The sequence below is a fragment of the Pseudomonas sp. R4-34-07 genome (assembly GCF_003852375.1).
Classification (GTDB): Bacteria; Pseudomonadota; Gammaproteobacteria; order Pseudomonadales; family Pseudomonadaceae; genus Aquipseudomonas.
Genome location: NZ_CP027760.1, coordinates 3983528 through 4001903 on the forward strand (window position 1 = coordinate 3983528; position 18376 = coordinate 4001903).

Here is an 18376-nt window from a genome sequence, read left to right on the forward strand (position 1 = left end):
AGGGTTCATGCCTGCACAGAGGTGGTATCGGTGTATGGATGCCTCAACCGGCAGGGGCCGACGATGCCTGTAGATAGCTATGCCTGGCCCCGTTAACCTGCGTGATAGCGTTTTTCATTGCCCGCCGGACCCATCGGCGGGCGTGAAGGAACGTATGAATATGCAAGCCGACAGCAGCTCCTTGCTCGCTCAACTGATTGATCACGCACACCCTCCCGCCCCCGGTCGGGACGATTTCAACACCGCGCTGCAGCGCCTCGACATTCATTCGGTATTCGACATTGTGCGTCTCAGCGAAAAGGCCTTCGCAGAGCAACTGGCCACCTGCAACGATGACGATGCCCACGCGATATACCGCAAGGCCAAGAGCGTTGCAGCGCAACTGGAAGGGTTGTTTCGCGAACAGCAGGTCTCGTCGCTGCGCCCTGCCCTGCGCGCTAAACGCGATGTCGCCGCCGATACCGATGCCACCTACCAGGCCTTGTTCAACGAAAATCGCGAACAGTTCTGCGCCAACGCGTCCATTGCCGCGGTCGATTCGCCGGCTGCCTACCTGCGCGCGCTTTATCTGTTCGCCCTGCAACTGGAACAGAATGTCAAGGGAGCCGACGTGCTCAAGCTGTCGGCCCGGCGTGCAGACCTCAAGGACCTGTTGATCGACCAACACAGCGTTACGGGCCAGGTGCCCATGTTGTCGATCATCAATCAGACCTTGCTCAGCAATATCGCCGACGCCAACGACGCCTACTCGCTGCTGAGCAACACCTGGTACCCGTTTTCGCTGCCGTATCATTTCCACCACCAGCAATGCCGGCTGGGCTTGTCGGGCGACAAGCCGATGTTGGGTGAGTTGAACTATCGCATCAGTCGCCAGTTGCCCCTGGCGGGAGCAACCAGCACTTACGGGCAAGTCGTTACCCGCAACAATGAGGTGCAATGCCTGTTATCCGGGCTGAGCCCAGAACAACAGGCCCTGCTGAAAAGAGACTGGGTAACGGCGCAGGGCGCGCCAACCTTCTATCGCACGTACTTCAACTGGACGGCTGAAAAGGGGCCGGAAGACGTCACTGATTTCCTGCAGCATACGCAACTGGATGCCGAACAACTTCAAGCGCTGCTGGCGCAACAGACACAAGCACCGCGCCAATCGCCAAACTGCAAACAGCCCACCGGCCTCACTTACGGTGCCTGTTACATCAACGGCGCGCTTGCATCTGCCCCCACACTCGCGATCAGCCTGAACAAAGACGCCCCCGCCAAGCTGGTCAACGTGAGCCTTGAACGCTTCGACAGGCTGCAACGGATGATTCGCCTGCAGCGCTGGCTCGGCCTGCCTTTCGCGCAACTGGACACGTTGCTGGTCAGCGCGATGCGCTGCGAAGGCGCCAGCAACCGCGCGCTGCTGATCACTCATAACACCCTTCGGGCGCTGGGGGTCTTTTGCTATCTGAGCAAGCGCTACAGCCTGCAAGCCGAAGAGTTTGCCGCCTGGATCCATCAGTTGCCCGTTCACGGTTCGGGTGAGCGCGTGTCGTTGTTCGATCAGGTGTTCAACCGCGCGGGTTCGGCCCTGCCTGCGCTGTGTCTGGACGAGCAGGCATTCGACGCAACCACCCGGCAACAACTTTGCGCCGCGCTGGGCCTGCAAGACACCCAGGACTCGCTGCAATTGCTGATCGCCGATGAGCCCGAAACCCGCACGGTCGAGACCGTCAGCGCACTCTATCGGCAAGCGCGAATCGCTCGGCTGTTCGGCTTGTCGGTCATGGAATGCCAGCAACTGCTGCAGTTGCCCGGCACGACGCCCTTTCTTACGCAACTGCGTCACCCAACGCTGAGACGCAAGCCGAAGGGCGTGGCTGACTTTCTCGATATGCTCATGCACCTGGAATGGGCCAGCCGTTGGCTCAAGGAGAATGGCAACAGCCTGTCACTGTTGAGGCACCAGCTATTGCTCGATCAGCAGGTCCAGGACCCGGCCATCAACCTGCTGTTGAAAGAGTTTGCGGCCTATGATCAGGCTTCTCTCTCCAAACAGCTGAACCTGCTTGAACTTCCCCAGCAACCCGCTGATGAAGCAGTTCGCTTGCCCGCCGTGGACTGGGATGCCCTGGCCCAGCAAGTACTGCAACGGATGCGCTCAAACACGAGCATTGAGGTGGCGGTCGAGGAAGCGCTGTCCGCCATTGCCATCAGCACGGACACTAATCGCACAACCTACTATATCGAGAGCGCCAAACCCAAGCTTCGTACCCTGATGGAGACGGTGCGTAATGAGTTCTGGGCGCTGTATCTACGCCTCAAAGAGATCATCCGCGCCGTACCCCAGCTGCCAGGCGATGCCAACGGTCATCAAAAATATGACAACCATTTCCTGCGCTTGCACGCACCCGCTGCCCCACCCCTGCAAACCCTCGGCTATCTGATATTGCTGCTCCCCCACGCCGTCGATGTTCTGCAATTGCCGCTCAGCCGCCAGGCGCTTGATCAGTTTCTGATAAACCCACACTGGCTGGACAGTGGCTATCAAGCGTCTTCGGTCCTTGAACTGACCCCGCACACCCTTTACCTCATTCAGCAGTTCAACCATTGCATTGAGCGTTTTGGCCTGACGGAAGGGCAAATTCTCGATTACTTCGGACAGGCCAACGCGCAGCCCAATCGCGCGGCACAACACAACACTGAAGAAACCAGCGAGCATCTCGCCCGACTTTTTGGCTGGAGTGCCAGCGAAATAACCGTCTTCAGCAGCCAACTGAACCCTCCACGCATTACCTCCATGGATCGTCTGGACTGGCTGCTGCGCTGCCGCCAAGCCAGCACTGCAACCGGCCTGTCGGCCACCCTGCTGATTGCAGCCAGCCAACTTGAAACCAACTCGACGTTCGCTCAATGGAAGGCCGTCGGTGAGGCGCTCACGAGTGCCCATACCTCTCCCGTCAACACGCCTTTTCCTACCGACCTGCTCAAGGACTGATCATGTCTCACTCGCTTGACCAACAGCTAAATGAAAGCCTGCGCGACGCCATGCTCGCGTACTACCTCACCCATAAAGTGCCTGATGCGCTTAAGGCAACCATCGGCAATGCCGATGACCTTTATGCGTATTGGCTACTCGACGTACAAGTCAGCCAAGCCGTGCCAACCAGCCCGGTAGCCTGCGCCATTTCCAGCCTGCAGCAATACATCAGCCGTATTGAACTGGGCCTGGAGCCGGGCTATGCCCATCAGGGCATGACCGCGCAACAAAACAAGATCTGGCGCGAACAGTTGCACACCTACCCGCTGTGGAGTGCCAGTCAGCAATTGCACTACCACCCGGCCAACTATCTGGACCCGACGTTACGACGGAACAGGACCGACAATTTTCACCAGTTGCAAAACGACCTCAGCCAATACCGAATTCAAGCGGACACCGTCACCACGGCGGTTCAGCAGTATCTGGCCAGGTTCGAGGAAACCGCCAACATACGCACACTCAACGGCTATATAGACGCCGACTTGAACAACCTGCACAGCGGCACCTATTACTTCGTCGGTAAATCCACCTCCGAGAACACCTATTACTGGCGCTCGCTGGACCTGTCCAGGCGCTCCGGCGCGGTGCTCTTGCAGGACGCCTGGTCAGACTGGAAAAAAATCAACCTGTCGGTCTCCGACGCCACCGCCGAGCAAAGTATCCGGCCGGTGTACTTCAATAGCCGGCTATTTTTCATCTGGGCCGAGTGCATCAAACCCACCCCGTCCAGTTCGTTCAAGCCGGCGCGATCGGATTCGGAGGAAAAGGAAGATCTGGCCGATTGGATCAACACCCACTACGTCAAATTCCGGCTCAATTTTTCGTATAAGAAGCATGACGGCAGTTGGAGCGTGCCTCAGGCGTGCATTGAGCAATATTGCGCCACCGAAGACGTTAACGCATCCAGTTCGGAGCTGCTCAAAGGCATTACGCAAACGGTGGCAATCGTCGACAGCAAGAGCACGCCTGTGCTTTTTTTAAGTGTGCTCGCTACCAGCCGTAAAGATCCCAAACAGCAGGATAATTTCATTGGCAGGTTTTTCCAGGCCGTCCATATCGACCAGTCCTTCACTATCACCACCGTCGCCGATGGCGGCAGCCCCGGACGCTATAGCGTGCTGCCCGGCTCAGCGCTGGCCGAAGAAATAAACCGGCTGATGGAACCCTTCGACCCGTCCCAGAAGACCGAAGTACAGGCCATACTCAAGGGCGAGCTGCAGAGCACTAACGGGTATTACAGCGAATTGCTGCCTGACAGCGCCCGGCAGTTTCTCACGCTCTTCGCTCACAAGAACCAGGGCAACTTGCAGTTTAAAATAGCGCCCAAAGCCGACTACGAAATTACTATCGCGTCGCAGATGATTTTCGAAGAAAACGACCATTGGAATTTCGAAAAAAAACAGACAAACATAAAAAACACCGATACCACTGACGTTTCTTTCGATTCAAACACTCAGGAACTTGTGTTCTCTTCTACTCTCAGTGGCCGTTTCCAGCACCAGTACGCCGTCATCTTGGATAAACAGCAGGATGTCACTATCAAGCTGATGACCCATGATGCGCTGGATGACCCCAAAGCCACTCAACTTAAACTGAGCAAGGGCTCTATGATCAGCGGTGCCTCCACAAAGCAGAGAACTGAGTACTGCGCACTGTATTTAAAAAATTCGACCACCCATGAGGAATTCCCTAACGCTGTAAGTGATGCTGACGGCGCACTGTTTACCCATCGAACAGACGCGCAAAACAACCTTTTGCTGGACGGTAACTATGTCGACAAAAACGCCTTCGTAAATTTATACACACACAAACAGTTCCATATCAACCTCGACCGTTATCACGTCTATACCAGTCCAGAGGATAATAAAAACAAGCTGCATTCGGAAAACACACTGATAGTCCGAAAGGCAAACGTGACCACGCCCAACTTACGCGCCTATAAACACGTCATCATGAGTGCGAACTTCAAAGACTACCCATTCACCGAAAACATCACTGCCAACTCTCATCGCATCATCAGTTTCCAGGACACCGCTCACGAAAGCCTCACCGGGTCCAGTCCCGAATTGCCTGACGGGCATCGGGTCACGACGCGCATTCCGGTGACGCAGGCGCAGATGAAGTCCGGTTTCACCCTGCTACATGGGGTGGTGACGCTTGAGCCTGGCGAAGGCGGCGCGAAAATCCTCGGCTATGCGTTGAATACGGCAACCCTGACGCTGACCACACCTGTTTCTGACCCCACGCTCAACCCGCAACTGGCGCCGACGATCAAAAGACTCGAATCGGGCGAACTCGGCACCGCTGAATTCATCGACTTTTCCAACAATTCGGCAAGCCTGCCTGCCGGCATGCCCGCCACCCTGCGCATGAATACCTGTATTGCCGCCAAGCTGGTCCAGGCGGCCAATGTCAGCCTTGACCATTTGTTCTCGTTAACGCCAGAAACCTGGAAAGAGCCGCCACTCACACCTGGCGGCACAGCAGAAGGCATCGACTTCACGGGTGCTAACGGCAAGTACTTCTGGGAGCTGTTCCTGTACGCGCCCTGGCTGATAGCCCATCGCCTGAATCAGGAGCAACGCTATGCCGAAGCGCAAGCCTGGCTCGGCTATCTGTTCGACCCTGGGCGCGTCGCCGAGGCGTCCAGCAAACGGCCTGCCTTTTGGGGTTTGCGCGAACTGGCCCGTGAAGAACGGCTGCCCGGCTACACCAGCCACGATCCCCACGAACTGGCGATACGCTCACCCGTGCATTTTCGCAAGGCGATCTACCTGTTTTACCTGGACATCCTGCTCAATCGCGGCGATGCAGACTATCGCCAGCTCACCCCGGACAGCCTGACCCAAGCCAAACTCTGGTACACCCGAACCCAGCATTTCCTTGGCTCACGCCCCAAGGTCAGCATCACTGAACCGTGGGCGCAGATCACCCTTGGCGCGCTGGCCACGCAGGGATCTGAGGCCCTGGCCAAACTTGAGCGAACCAACCCGACCATCGACGTCAACCTGGCGGTCGAAGGCGATGCACTGCCTTGGCTCACGGACACCGATAATCTGCGCCTGCCTTTCAACGCCGAACTGGTGGCGCGCTGGGACAAGCTCGAAAGCCGTCTGCATAATCTGCGGCACAATCTGGACATCACCGGTAAACCCTTGCACCTGCCGCTCTACGGGGCGCCGCTGTCGCCGCTCAAACTGCTGGCCGCCCAAGGCCAAGGGGCTTTCGGCGAAGGTGGTGCCGCGCCGTTCGTCGACGCGCACGTCGGCCATTATCGCTTCCAGGTCATGTCGGGCCACGCGCTCACGGCCGCCGAAGCGGTGATTCAATTCGGCAGTACGGTGCTGACCCTGATTGAACGCAAGGAACAGGCGGAATATCTGGAGTTACAGCAACAACAGGCGTGGGACCTGGCCAATATCGTCGTGACCCAGCAAACCCAGGCGTTGCAGATCGACGCAAGGAACCGCCAGGCACTCGACGCCAGCCGACGCATGATCGAGTCGCGGATGCACTACTACGCACACCAGCTCACCGAAGGCATCAGCGCCGGCGAATCCCAGGCAGGCTTGCTCTACCTGATCAGCACCGGGTTCGACACCGCCGCTTGCGCCGCCGCCGCAGCGGCCGGCGTCGCGATGGTGGCACCCAATATCTTCGGTACCAGTGTCGGCGGCTCGCGTTGGGAAGGCCCGTTCTATGCCGCCCAAGCCATCGCCCAAGGCGTTGCCACGGCGCTGCGCGGCACCGCCGCAGACTTGGATCGTTCCGAGCAATTCAACCGCCGGGCGCAAGAGTGGGCCCATGCCCAGGAGCAGGCCCGACTCGAACTGGCCCAGGTCGATGCCCAATTACAGGCCTATGCCGAGCAGGAAAAAGCCACGCGCCTGCAATTGCGCCTGGCCCAGACCTCCCTGGCCCAAGCCTGGTCGAACTATCAATTGTTGGCCAAGCGCTTTTCCAAGGCACAGCTGTATGACTGGCTCAACGCTCAGTTGAGCACGTTCTATTACCAAGTCTATGACCTTAGCCTTTCCCTGTGCCGCAGCGCCCAGGCGTGCTGGCAGTACGAGATAGCGGACTATGCGCGCACGTTTATCCAGCCGGGCGCCTGGAACAACAACTACCGAGGCTATCTGGCGGGTGAAGCCCTGAAGCTGTCGCTGTTGAACATGAACGCGGCCTATTTGAACCATAACGTGCGGGATCTGGAGATCGTCAAGACCATTTCCCTGCGCCACCGCCTGCACGAGTGCGAGCTCTCCCCCCCCGCAACCGACACCTCCCAGACGCCGCCTCCCACGACTGAAGAGAAGTGGACTGCTCATAAACGACAACTGGTCACTAAAGGCACGCTGTGCTTCAAATTACCTGCGGCACTGTTCGAAGAGGATTACCCCGGGCACATCCTGCGACGGATCAAGGGCATCAGCGTATCGTTGCCCGCGACCCTGGGCCCCTATGAAGACATCAAGGCGATACTGACCCAGACTCGCAACCAAATCGAACTGCCCACCGGCGAGCAGCGCACGGACCGGCGTGCCCATCAGCAAATCGCACTGTCCACCGGGCTGGATGACAACGGCCTGTTCACCCTCACGTTCGACAGCAACGAGCGTTACTTGCCGTTCGAATACACGGGGGCCATCTCCGACTGGACCCTGCAATTCCCCAACCCGAGCGGGCAAAAAGCCGTCCTGGAATCCATCAACGATATTGTCATTCACCTGCGCTACACCGCCAGGGCAGCCGCTGCCAGTGGGGGTCAGGCATGAGCGACGACACTTCCATGCTGCAGGTCAATACCCCGGCCCTGCCCAAAGGCGGTGCGGCCATCCAGGGCACCGGCAAGGGCTGGGGCGATATCGGCTCCAGCGGTACGGCAAGCTTTGAAATTGCCTTGCCGATTTCGCCCGGCCGTGGCTACGCGCCGGCCATGTCGCTGACCTACCACAGCGGCGCCGGTAACGGCCCCTTCGGCCTGGGCTGGGGGGTGCCCCAGCCTGCCGTCAGCCGGCGCACCTCCCATGGCGCGCCTGGCTACACGATGCACGATGTGCTGGTGGGCCCCGACGCGCAAATCTGGCTACCGGAACGCGACGCCGAGGGCGCGATCATCAGCAGCAGCCACGCGGCATTCAATGGTTTGCCACTGCCCATCGCGTATACGGTCACCCGCCACTTCCCCAGGGTCGAGGGCCGCTTCGACCGTATCGAACACTGGCAATCGGCAACCGACACGGCCGGCTTCTGGTTGATACAGGGTGCCGATGGCAGCCAGCACCTTTACGGAAAAACCGCGCTGGCCCGGATTGCCGATCCAGACCAGCCGCACCATGTGGCGCAGTGGTTGTTGCAGGAAAGCCTGAACGCCCACGGCGAGCACATTTATTATCACTACACGAAAGAAACCGACACCGCGCGCTACCCCAGGGACTGCAGCGCCCGGCATTACCTGCAAAGCGTCTGCTACGGCAACTTCACCGCCAGGGAGCAGGAGCAGCTTTACCTCTGGCAGACCGACGATAAACCGGACATGGGCTGGCACTTTCAATTGCTCTTCGATTATGGCGAACGCGCCCTCGAACTGGATAAGCGCCCGACGTATCTGAAAATCCAGGACTGGCCGACACGGCCCGACCCTTGCTCGGATTTTGCCTTCGGCTTCGAGTTACGCACCCTGCGCCGCTGCAGCCAGATCCTGATGTTTCACCACTTCCCCAAAGAAACGCAAATGGGCGTCGACCCGGTGCTGGTCCAGCGCCTGCTGCTGGAATACCGCATCTCCTCGCAAGTCAGCCTGTTGAGCGCGGTGCATGAGCAAGCCTTCGACAGCGCGGGCAATAGCGTGAGCCGCCCGCCGCTGGAGTGCCTTTATGAGTCGAGCCAGCTCAAGGTTGACCCTGGCCGCTACCAGGCATTCGCTGCATTGCCCAAGCCGCATGGCGGCGCTCGTTATCAACTGGTGGATCTGTATGGCGAAGGCCTGCCCGGTGTGTTGTACCGCGCAGACAAATGTTGGTATTACCATGAACCGCTCAGGCCGCAACACCCGCGCACCAGCAACGAGGTGACCTACGGCGCGGCCGTGGAGCTGACGCGGCTGCCGGTGGCCGACAGCACCCGGCCCATCCACCAGGCGCTGGCCGATGTGACCGGCGACGGGCGTTTGGACTGGCTGGTGGCGGGGCCCGGGATGAACGGTTTTTTCAGCCTGGACGAACAGCGCAACTGGTCAGCCTATACGCCGTTCGATGCATTCCCGTCGGAATTCTTCCACCCGCAGGGCACGCTCGCTGACTTGATGGGGGCAGGCCGTCATGATTTTGCGATGATCGGCCCGCGTAGCGTGCGCCTGTATGAACATCGCCGGGCATCCGGCTTCGCACCCGCCACCGAGGTGCCGCATGGGCCCGACGATGGCTTGCCGGTCATTTCCTCCTCGCCCAACGAACTGGTGGCGTTCAGCGATGTGCTCGCCACCGGCCAACAGCATCTGGTGCGTATCCGGCATAACGAAGTGAAATGTTGGCCGAACCTGGGTCGCGGCCGTTTTGGCCAGGGGTTCGTATTGGCCACGCTGCCGTTGCGTTATCAAACGTTCAACGCGGCGCATGTACTGCTCGTCGACCTCAATGGCGGTGGCGCGGCAGACCTGCTGTATTTGAGCGCCGCTCACCTGAGTATTTTCCTCAACAAAGGCGGCAACGGCTTCGAGACACAAGCGATCAACGTACCGTGGCCAGAGGGCGTGCAGTATGACGACCACTGCCAGGTCAGCGTTATCGACGTGCTCGGCCAGGGCTGTCCGAGCCTGATCCTGACCGCTGCCCACCAGAGCTCCATCCACTGGCGCTATGACTTTTTCAGCCACAAGCCCTGGCTCCTCAGGCGCACCGATAACAACATGGGCGCCCAGGCATTGATCAACTATCGCAGCAGTGCCCAGGAGTGGCTGGACGAAAAACGCGAACTGCATGCCACGGGCCAGCCTGCGATCAGCCGGTTACCCTTTGCGCTGCTGCTGGTCAGCCAACAAAGCCAACGGGACGAGATCACCGGCAACCAACTGACCCAGCGCGTGAGCTATCGACAGGCGTATTACGACCGCCTGGATCGCGAGTTCCGTGGCTTCGGGCTGGTGCTGCAAACCGACACCGAACGCCGCAAGGACGCACGCAACCCGCCAGGTTCCAGCGCAGCCTTGCGCAGCAAAACCTGGTTTCATACCGGTCGATCCCTTGACATGCCCACCCTCGACCAAAGCCCTCACGACCCGCAAGCCAAGACCCTCGGGCGCACGCTGGTAAGCCGCTACAGAGCGACGGCCCAGGCAGGGCCGCTGGATCATCACGACGACTTGATCAGCGATCCTGCGCCGGCGCTGGCACGCGAGGCGGCCCGTGCACTGAGTGGCAGTGTGCTGCGGGTCGAGGTGATGGCGGCGGACCCGGCGCACGACGCCGTGCCCTACTCGGTCAAACACCAGCGGTATCTGGTCCGCGAACTGGTGCCGGCCAGTGCCCATACGCCCTACGCCCGGTTGCTGCCATTAGCCCTGGAGTCGATCAGCTATCAATATGAAGGCGTGGCAGACGATCCCCTCTGCCAGCACCAGATCAACCTGCGCTGGGACGCCTATGGTTGCCTGGTGCATGGCGTGACCCTGCATTATGCCCGCCGTACCACCGCCAGCGACCCGCCACCCGCCGTGCTGGTGAATGAGCACCAACAGCGCTGGTGGCGCGATACCCATGACAGCGCGCAACAGTTCTATTACCTGAGCGAAACGCTGGCACAGCCGATTCACCTGGACGGCGCACAGCAGTGGCGCCTGGCCTTGCCCTACCGCCAACGAGACAACGCACTGGTGCTCGGCAAAGCGCCGGCGCCTGGCGGGCTGGCCCCCGCGCGCATCACCTATGAACGGTTCATCGACACTCGCGACGGACCATTGGCCGCAGGGGCTTTACGCACACTGAGCGGCTTGTCGGTACAGCGCTACCGGCAGGCCGGTGGCTTGGGTAAAACCCTGGACCCCGGCGTCGCCACAGCCCAGGCACTGACCGATTACCTGGAAACCGCCGAGCTGGATGACCAGGCCTTGAAGGTTTACAACGACATCCCGGGCATGCCCAACCAACCCACGGTGGACCTGGTGCAAACGCTCACCGAGAGTGGCTATCGCACCATGGCGATGTTTTTTCTGTTCGACGGCGAGGCGCCGCCCGCGCAAAACCGCCTATGGTCGATTTGCCGCTACTTTCCCCGTTATGACAAGCCCAGCCGGTTTTGTCGGTTGAGGGCCCTGCAGGCCACCAAGGCCCACGGCGAAACGACCCTTCAATACGACGCCTACACGCTGCAAACCCTGCGGGTGAAAGCCCCCGACGATTGCGTGACCGTAGCCGAATACGACTATCGATTGCTGCTGCCGACAAAAATCGTCGACCCAAACGGCACGGTTCAAGAGGCGCTTTATGACGGTTTTGGACAGTTGCTTGCCAGCAGCTTTCACGGCCATGAACAAAGCCTCAGGGTGGGCTTCGCCGCGCTGGACAGCTACCGTCCGCTCGAGCATGGAACGCCTGGGTCTGCCATCGAACAGGCGCAAAGCGTGTTGCAAGACATGGCCAGCGCGCACTGCTACGCCCCGTTCAGTTGGATGGGCAGCATCGACCCGGCCCAGGTCAAGCCCGAGTGGATTACCAAAGGCTACCTGCTCCCCGGCGGGCATATCCGCATGAGCGCGCGATTGCGCCTGAGTGACGGTCGTCAAACGCTCAGCGACAGCGAAGTACAACTCAAGGCGCTGATCGATGCGGCCAGCCGGACGCCGGTACATGGGCTCGTGCTGCAAGCCGACCGCTACCCCGGCGATGCCGAACGACAGGTGCGCATGACCTTGACCTGCTGGGATGGCTTCGGCCGTTCATTGCAGACCAAGCAGAAGACCGAACCAGGCCCGGCCCATGCAGTCGACGAGAAGGGCGACCTGTTGGTCGACAAGCTGGCGGATGCATCCGGCATCTTGAAGCAGCAGCTGCGCCAAGTGCACGCCGACCCCCGCTGGCGCGTCAGCGAGCGTGTCGAATACAACAACAAGGGCTTGGTCATACGCCTCTATCGCGCCTACTTCGCCAACAGCCACGCCTACGTCAACGATCACTCCATGCGCGAGCTGGGCCACAGCGACCGGCAATTGTATGACCCTCTCGGGCGCCCGACACAGACACTCACCGCAGGAGGATTCATGCGGCGCACCACCTATTGGGCCTGGTACACCGTCAATGAGGACGAAAACGACACCTACGACGAGCTGCACCCCGCCCAGGTACTGACTGACAACCCCTAAGGGCTGTCGATATGTAAACAACTTTTGGTAACACGCAAACATGGGCCGCCGCGACGGCCCATCCTTGTGCTTGTCAGGATCGCCGGGCTGCGCTCCAGTTCGAGGCAAGGGTTGTGTACCCGCGCCTGGCATACACTACGAAAAAGCCGCGCCATTCGGTCAGTGCTGCAATCAGGCCGCGGGCCACCCTCACTATCGTGCGAGTGCTCCCGCTTTGCGCAGCCTGGGGCAGGCCCGTGAGCGCAACGGCCAACGCCTCAATCCCGGTCGCGGCCCAGTACGTCCACACCTGATTGAACATTCTGCTCAGTCCGCCGTGCATCAGCGCCGCAGGGTCCGGCGTCTGCACGGTCAGGCCATGGGCATCGTGGGCGGCCGTGGAGTGACCGCTACGAATCATCGCTCCCATCGCCCCATCGTAGGCTTCAACTGCGGGGGACACATTGGGTTGCATCAGCGCAGGCACTTCGCCGCCGTACACCGCGTTGGCGACGGTGGCGACCGCGTACGCTGCCGTCGCGCCGGCGGTGCGGCCGAGCCTGGCCCGCAGGGGCGTGCTGCCCCAGGATGACCCGCTGCCGTGACCACGCATGATCTGCTGCATCAGTTCCCTGGAGAGCGAGCGAACATGCCCGCTCAACCGTTGCACCGCTATGGGGTCCCACTGTTCCTCGGTTTGAACGCTCAGCGTGTCAACCTGGACGGCATATGCAGCGCCCACAAGGCTTGCCGAAATAGCACCGATCTGTGGCGCCATGCGGGTCCAGTTACCGGCGATACCGGTGCTCATATGGAACGTGGCCAGGGCATCCAGCGCGACGACGCTATAGCGCAAGGCCTGATTGCGTTCCGGCGTGGGCTGGAGAGTGCTGAATACCGCCAGCTCGACACCCGTCGCGACGGCATTGGCGATATAGGTGGATAAACCATCGCGAATCGCGGCCGACGAGGCCGCTTGTATCCTCGAGCGCATAATCCACCCTATATTCGCCAGCCTGCGGCTGATGGAAAGCCTGCGTATTTGTTTGTCCCGGGGCGCCTCCAAAGCCGGGGTTGCGGCCAGCCCTTGCGCATCGTCCCTGGTGACCGGGTTACCGCCAACCATCGCGTACAGGTTCAAGCCATCGGCATCGCCGGTCGGGTCCGGGCTGATCCAGCGGCATAACCACGGTGCGTAGTACCTGTAGCCGTAGTAAGACAGCCCGCTGGCATCGCGCTCCTTGCCTGAATAACGGATGAACCGGTAACTCGCCTCGCTGGCGTTTTTTGCCGCCCACCACGCGGTCCCACCATAGGGGTAATAACTTTCCTGGCTGAGCAGTTGCGCCTGCTCGCCCAGTTCCAGGCTGCTGCTGCCCAAGTGGTCCGACAAGCCGTAACGGATCTGCGCGTCCTGGCGCCCTCTCGAAGGGTGGCGATCCCAAAGCAGGACACGGACGGTGGTGGTTCCGGCATCGAGGTTGAGGACATTCAGTTGCTCCCCCGTTGCGCTGTCATGGCGAATTTCCAGTCCCGGCAAGTAGCGCACCTCGGCGGTGTGCATCACGCCCCGGGCCTGGGCGACCCGGCGTTTGAGGATGCGCTGGCCGGTGGCATCGTAGGCGTAGCGTTCTTCATCGTCGTTGCCGCCCGCGCGTCGTACCTGCGTGAGGCGCACCAGTTGATTGCGCACATCCCAGCCCATCGGGTGGTCGCCTGCCAGCGCTTGCAGGTTGCCGTTGCGGTCAAAGCCCTGGCCCAACCCCGGCGCGGTGGTGCCATCGGCCTGGGGCAGAAAATGATTGCTGCCTGCGGCCACGCTCATCTGCCGCGTGAAGCCCGTGCCGCTGCTGGGCACATGTTGCAACGTGAGCACGTTGCCGGCCGCGTCATAGCTGAACCGCTGGGTGTAGCGGCGCCATACGCTGTCGTCAGTCGAGCCAAACGCTACCCTGGCCGGTAATGCCGAACCTCCCGGGTTACCGGCGGTCTCGCGGCCGGTGGCCTTGGTCAGTTGCGACAACGTGTCGTACTCATAAAGGCTGGCCGAACCGACTTGGGTGTTGCTGGACCATTGCGTCGGCTGGGCAAGGTCGTCGATCCGCACGACGTTGCCAACGCCGTCATAGGCGTAGCGCAGGTCTTGCAGCGCCGCACCCGGTTGTGCGGGCAGATGGGCAGTCATTTGCCGCAAGCGACCATCGAACTCACGGTAGTGCATGGCCCGCACAACGCCATTGCCGGCGCGCTCGCCAAGCACCTGGCCGGCGGCGTTGTAGCGGCGATCGCCCAGCACCTGCGTACGCACGCCGCCTTTGGGCGTCACAGCGATACTCGCCGGTTGGCCGTCAATGCCGTAGGCGTAGTCGAAGCGATTGCCCTTGGCGTCCGTGTGATGCAACCGCTCACCCAGGGCGTTAAACCCCACGGATGTCTGGAACGTCTCGGCCTCCAGGCGCTGCTCGCGTTGTGCATCGGGCTGCGGCCAATCCAGCGCGGCACCCGCCAGCCGGAAGCGTCGGGTTTGCTGCGCAACCTGCGCGTGCAGCCCATACGCCTCGTGGAACAATGAGCCGCCGCCGTCATCGTGGCGAATCACCCGGCCACAGCGGTTGCGTGCGACCTCTTCAGCCGAGGATAAAGCATAGGCAAGACGCTCGACGCACCGCGCTTGCTCGTCACTGGCCGCTTGCTCGAACACGGCGACCAGACGCAGATACTGATCGTAGCGATGAGCCTGGTGCGCGCCCCGCCCATCCCATTCTTCCAGTAAATGCCCGGCCTCCCCCATCAGCGTCAGCCGCCAGCCGGCATCCACGCTGTCGGTGCGCAACGCTTGTCCGCCAAGGCTATAGACCGTGCGTTGATTGGGCGCAGTGTCCGGCTGTGCGCGGGCCAACTGCAACAAACGCGGGTCCCATTGTTCAATCATCAAGCCCGTACTGCCAAACACTTGACGATGAACGCGCACCTGCGGTTCAACCTCTGCACGTGCGCGGTGGTAGTTGATGTTACGAACAATTAACCCACGCGGGTCGACTGCGGCCAGGGACGGCGTGTTTCGATGGATGGAATCAGGCATGACCTCAAGACCTTATTGCTCAATAAGTAGTCCTGAAAGCCTAGGGATGCGGGGGTGGAGCAAGGTGGTGCTGGAGGATGTTTTGTGTATCCGGGTACTGGCATCGCCCCGACCCGCTCGCGCGGGTCGAGGCTGCGCTCAATGCCCGCCGGCGCAGGTCGGCGAAGCCGGCGCTGCGTCGATGTTCGCCCATTCTTCAGGCGTGTAGGTATGCAGCGCCAGCGCATGAAACTCGTTCATCAGGTCACCCAGGCTGGCGTAGACCTTCTGGTGGCGCTTGACGCGGTTGAGCCCCTCGAACTGCTGGCTGACCAGCACGGCCTTGAAGTGGGTCTGCAACCCACGGCTGTGCATGTGGCTTTCATCCAGCACGCTCAAGTGTTGCGGGCTCAGGGCGGCGAGTGCCGTTTCGATACGCTGTTGCATGGTCATTCTGCTTACTTCTTCTTGGCCGGTGCGGCGGCTTTGGGCGTCAGCTCGTTGGTCATGTCTTCCAACAGCTTGTTCACCACCGGCACGGCGCTTTCCAGCTTGGCCTGGGTCATCTGGGCCGACTGCTGGGTCAGTTGCGGCATTTTTTCCAGGACTTTCTTGCCCAGTGGCGACTGGTAGAAGGCAACCAGGTCCTTGAGCTCCGATTCGCTGAAGTTGGTGGTGTAGAGCTTGACCATGTCCGGCTTCAGCTTCGGCCAGCCGATAGCCTGGTCCAGGGCGGCATTGGCCTTGGCCTGGTAGCTGTCGAGGACCGACTGCTTGGCGGCAGGCGCCTTGGTCTGTTCGAAACGCTGGGCGAACATTTGTTGCACTTGCATGTATACCGGGGTACCCAGCTTGTCAGCGTGGGCCAGGGTAAGGAAGGCTTCGGCACTGGCGTTGTGGCTGGCGGTATCGGCAAAAACCTGGCCGCTGGCGCAAACCAGAGCAACCGCGGTACAGATGGCACGAAGACGAGTCATCGAGTTTCCTTTCTAGCAGGCGAGGTAAAACCCCAAGGGCGACCATTCTGCGCCTAAAAAACCTCGCGGCTCAACCCCAGGCCTTGTCGGGCCTGGTTTTGCGGGGGGCAAATCCGATGAAGCGTGTTTTTTGGAACCCCCTGGGCCGATCACAGCCTAAACTGCGCAAACGAACCTGAAGGAGTGTGCCCGATGAGCCGTATCGAAACTGACAGCCTGGGAGACGTCCACGTCCCGGATGACGCTTACTGGGGCGCCCAGACCCAACGTTCGCTGGTGAACTTCGCCATCGGCGAACAGCGCATGCCGGTCGCGGTGCTGCATGCCCTGGCCCTGATCAAGAAGGCGGCTGCACGGGTCAACGACCGTAACGGCGACTTGCCCGCCGACATCGCCCGCCTGATCGAACAGGCCGCCGACGAAGTGCTGGACGGCCAGCATGACGACCAGTTCCCGCTGGTAGTGTGGCAGACCGGCAGCGGCACCCAGAGCAACATGAACGCCAACGAAGTGATCGCCGGTCGCGCCAATGAACTGGCCGGCAACAACCGCGGCGGCAAAAGCCCGGTGCACCCCAACGACCATGTGAACCGCTCACAGAGCTCCAATGACTGCTTCCCCACGGCCATGAGCATTGCCACCGTCAAGGCGGTTCACGAGCAGTTGCTGCCGGCCATCACGGTGTTGTCCGGTGGGCTGGCGGAATTGGCGGCGCGGCATATGAAGCTGGTCAAGACCGGCCGCACCCACATGATGGACGCAACACCGATCACCTTCGGCCAGGAAGTCTCGGCGTTTATCGCGCAGTTGGACTACGCCGAACGCGCCATCCGCAGCGCCCTGCCCGCCGTGTGCGAGCTGGCCCAGGGCGGCACCGCCGTCGGCACCGGGCTCAATTCGCCCCACGGCTTTGGCGAGGCGATTGCCGCCGAGCTGGCGGCGTTGTCGGGCTTGCCGTTCGTCACAGCACCGAACAAATTCGCCGCCCTCTCCGGCCATGAGCCGCTGGTGACCTTGCACGGCGCGCTGAAAACCCTCGCCGTGGCGCTGATGAAACTGGCCAACGACCTGCGCCTGCTGGGCTCCGGCCCTCGCGCCGGGCTGGCCGAAGTCAAATTGCCAGCCAACGAACCGGGCAGCTCGATCATGCCCGGCAAGGTCAACCCCACCCAGTGCGAAGCGCTGTCGATGCTGGCCTGCCAGGTGCTGGGCAACGACGTGACCATTGGCATCGCCGCAAGCCAAGGGCACCTGCAGTTGAACGTGTACAAACCGGTGATCATCCACAACCTGCTGGAATCGATCCGCCTGCTGGCCGATGGCTGCAACAACTTCCAGGAACACTGCATCGCCGGCCTCGAACCGGACGCCGAACAGATGGCCGAACACCTGGAACGCGGGCTGATGCTGGTGACCGCGCTGAACCCGCATATCGGCTATGACAAATCCGCGCAGATCGCCAAGAAGGCCTATGCCGAAGGGCTGACACTGCGCGAAGCGGCGCTGGCGCTGGGCTATCTGACCGATGAGCAGTTCGACCAGTGGGTACGCCCGGAGAATATGCTGGAAGCCGGGCACTAAGCGCCAAAGGCAAATGTGGGAGGGGCGGTGCGACGATTCGACTTGCCCCCGATGGCGGCCTGACAGCCGGCCATTATGTTGGATCAGAGCGAGTACATATCCTTTGCTGCGGTAACGGCGGCTTAGGGTTCCGCCCTTACGGCGTCTCACTTTTGAAAAGCGCAAAAGTAAGCAAAACGCTCTTGCCCCACCACTCGGCACCTCGCCCAGGCTCGGTGTGCCCGGAATCCGACATTGATTTGGGGCGGCTAAACCGGCATCCCTGCCGGTTTACCCCCCAAATCACTATCGGATTCCGGCCAGCGTGGTTTAACGGGGCGCTTAAGATCAAGAGCAAGATCAAGAGCGACTCGCTTCGCATCGTGGTTACTTAGGCTGCTACAAAGTTGTGTAGATACCTATGG

Annotated in this window: 7 protein-coding genes; 4 read left to right on the forward strand and 3 right to left on the reverse strand. The window is 60.9% G+C overall.

The genetic code is table 11. From position 1 onward, the window contains the following. The first annotated feature begins 154 nt into the window (after positions 1-154). The 3 genes from C4J85_RS18320 to C4J85_RS18330 are packed head-to-tail and all read left to right on the forward strand — an operon-like array spanning position 155 to position 12374. Positions 155-2977, forward strand: a complete 2823-nt coding sequence (locus tag C4J85_RS18320; protein ID WP_124410419.1) for a Tc toxin subunit A — start codon at positions 155-157, stop codon at positions 2975-2977. 2 nt (positions 2978-2979) lie between these two features. Further along, positions 2980-7794, forward strand: coding sequence for a neuraminidase-like domain-containing protein (locus C4J85_RS18325; protein ID WP_124410420.1), 4815 nt, complete (start codon positions 2980-2982; stop codon positions 7792-7794). Further along, on the forward strand, positions 7791-12374 hold the full coding sequence (locus C4J85_RS18330; RefSeq protein ID WP_124410421.1) for a SpvB/TcaC N-terminal domain-containing protein: 4584 nt from the start codon (positions 7791-7793) through the stop codon (positions 12372-12374). The genes C4J85_RS18325 and C4J85_RS18330 overlap by 4 nt, the downstream gene beginning before the upstream one ends. Before the next feature lie 73 nt (positions 12375-12447). On the opposite strand, the gene C4J85_RS18335 is transcribed toward C4J85_RS18330, so the two are convergent. The 3 genes from C4J85_RS18335 to C4J85_RS18345 all read right to left on the reverse strand — a co-directional run bounded on the left by C4J85_RS18335 (position 12448) and on the right by C4J85_RS18345 (position 16391). After that, complete coding sequence (locus C4J85_RS18335) at positions 12448-15435, reverse strand: RHS repeat-associated core domain-containing protein (protein WP_124410422.1); 2988 nt, start codon at positions 15433-15435, stop codon at positions 12448-12450. Positions 15436-15573: 138 nt separating this feature from the next. Beyond that, a complete protein-coding gene (locus C4J85_RS18340) occupies positions 15574-15867 on the reverse strand; it encodes a BolA family transcriptional regulator (protein ID WP_124410423.1) in 294 nt (97 codons plus the stop codon). 5 nt (positions 15868-15872) lie between these two features. Next, positions 15873-16391, reverse strand: coding sequence for a DUF2059 domain-containing protein (locus C4J85_RS18345; RefSeq protein ID WP_003236690.1), 519 nt, complete (start codon positions 16389-16391; stop codon positions 15873-15875). A 192-nt stretch (positions 16392-16583) separates the two neighbouring features. On the opposite strand from C4J85_RS18345, the gene C4J85_RS18350 reads away from it, so the two are divergent. Then, a complete protein-coding gene (locus tag C4J85_RS18350) occupies positions 16584-17972 on the forward strand; it encodes a class II fumarate hydratase (protein ID WP_124410424.1) in 1389 nt (462 codons plus the stop codon). Positions 17973-18376: the final 404 nt, after the last annotated feature.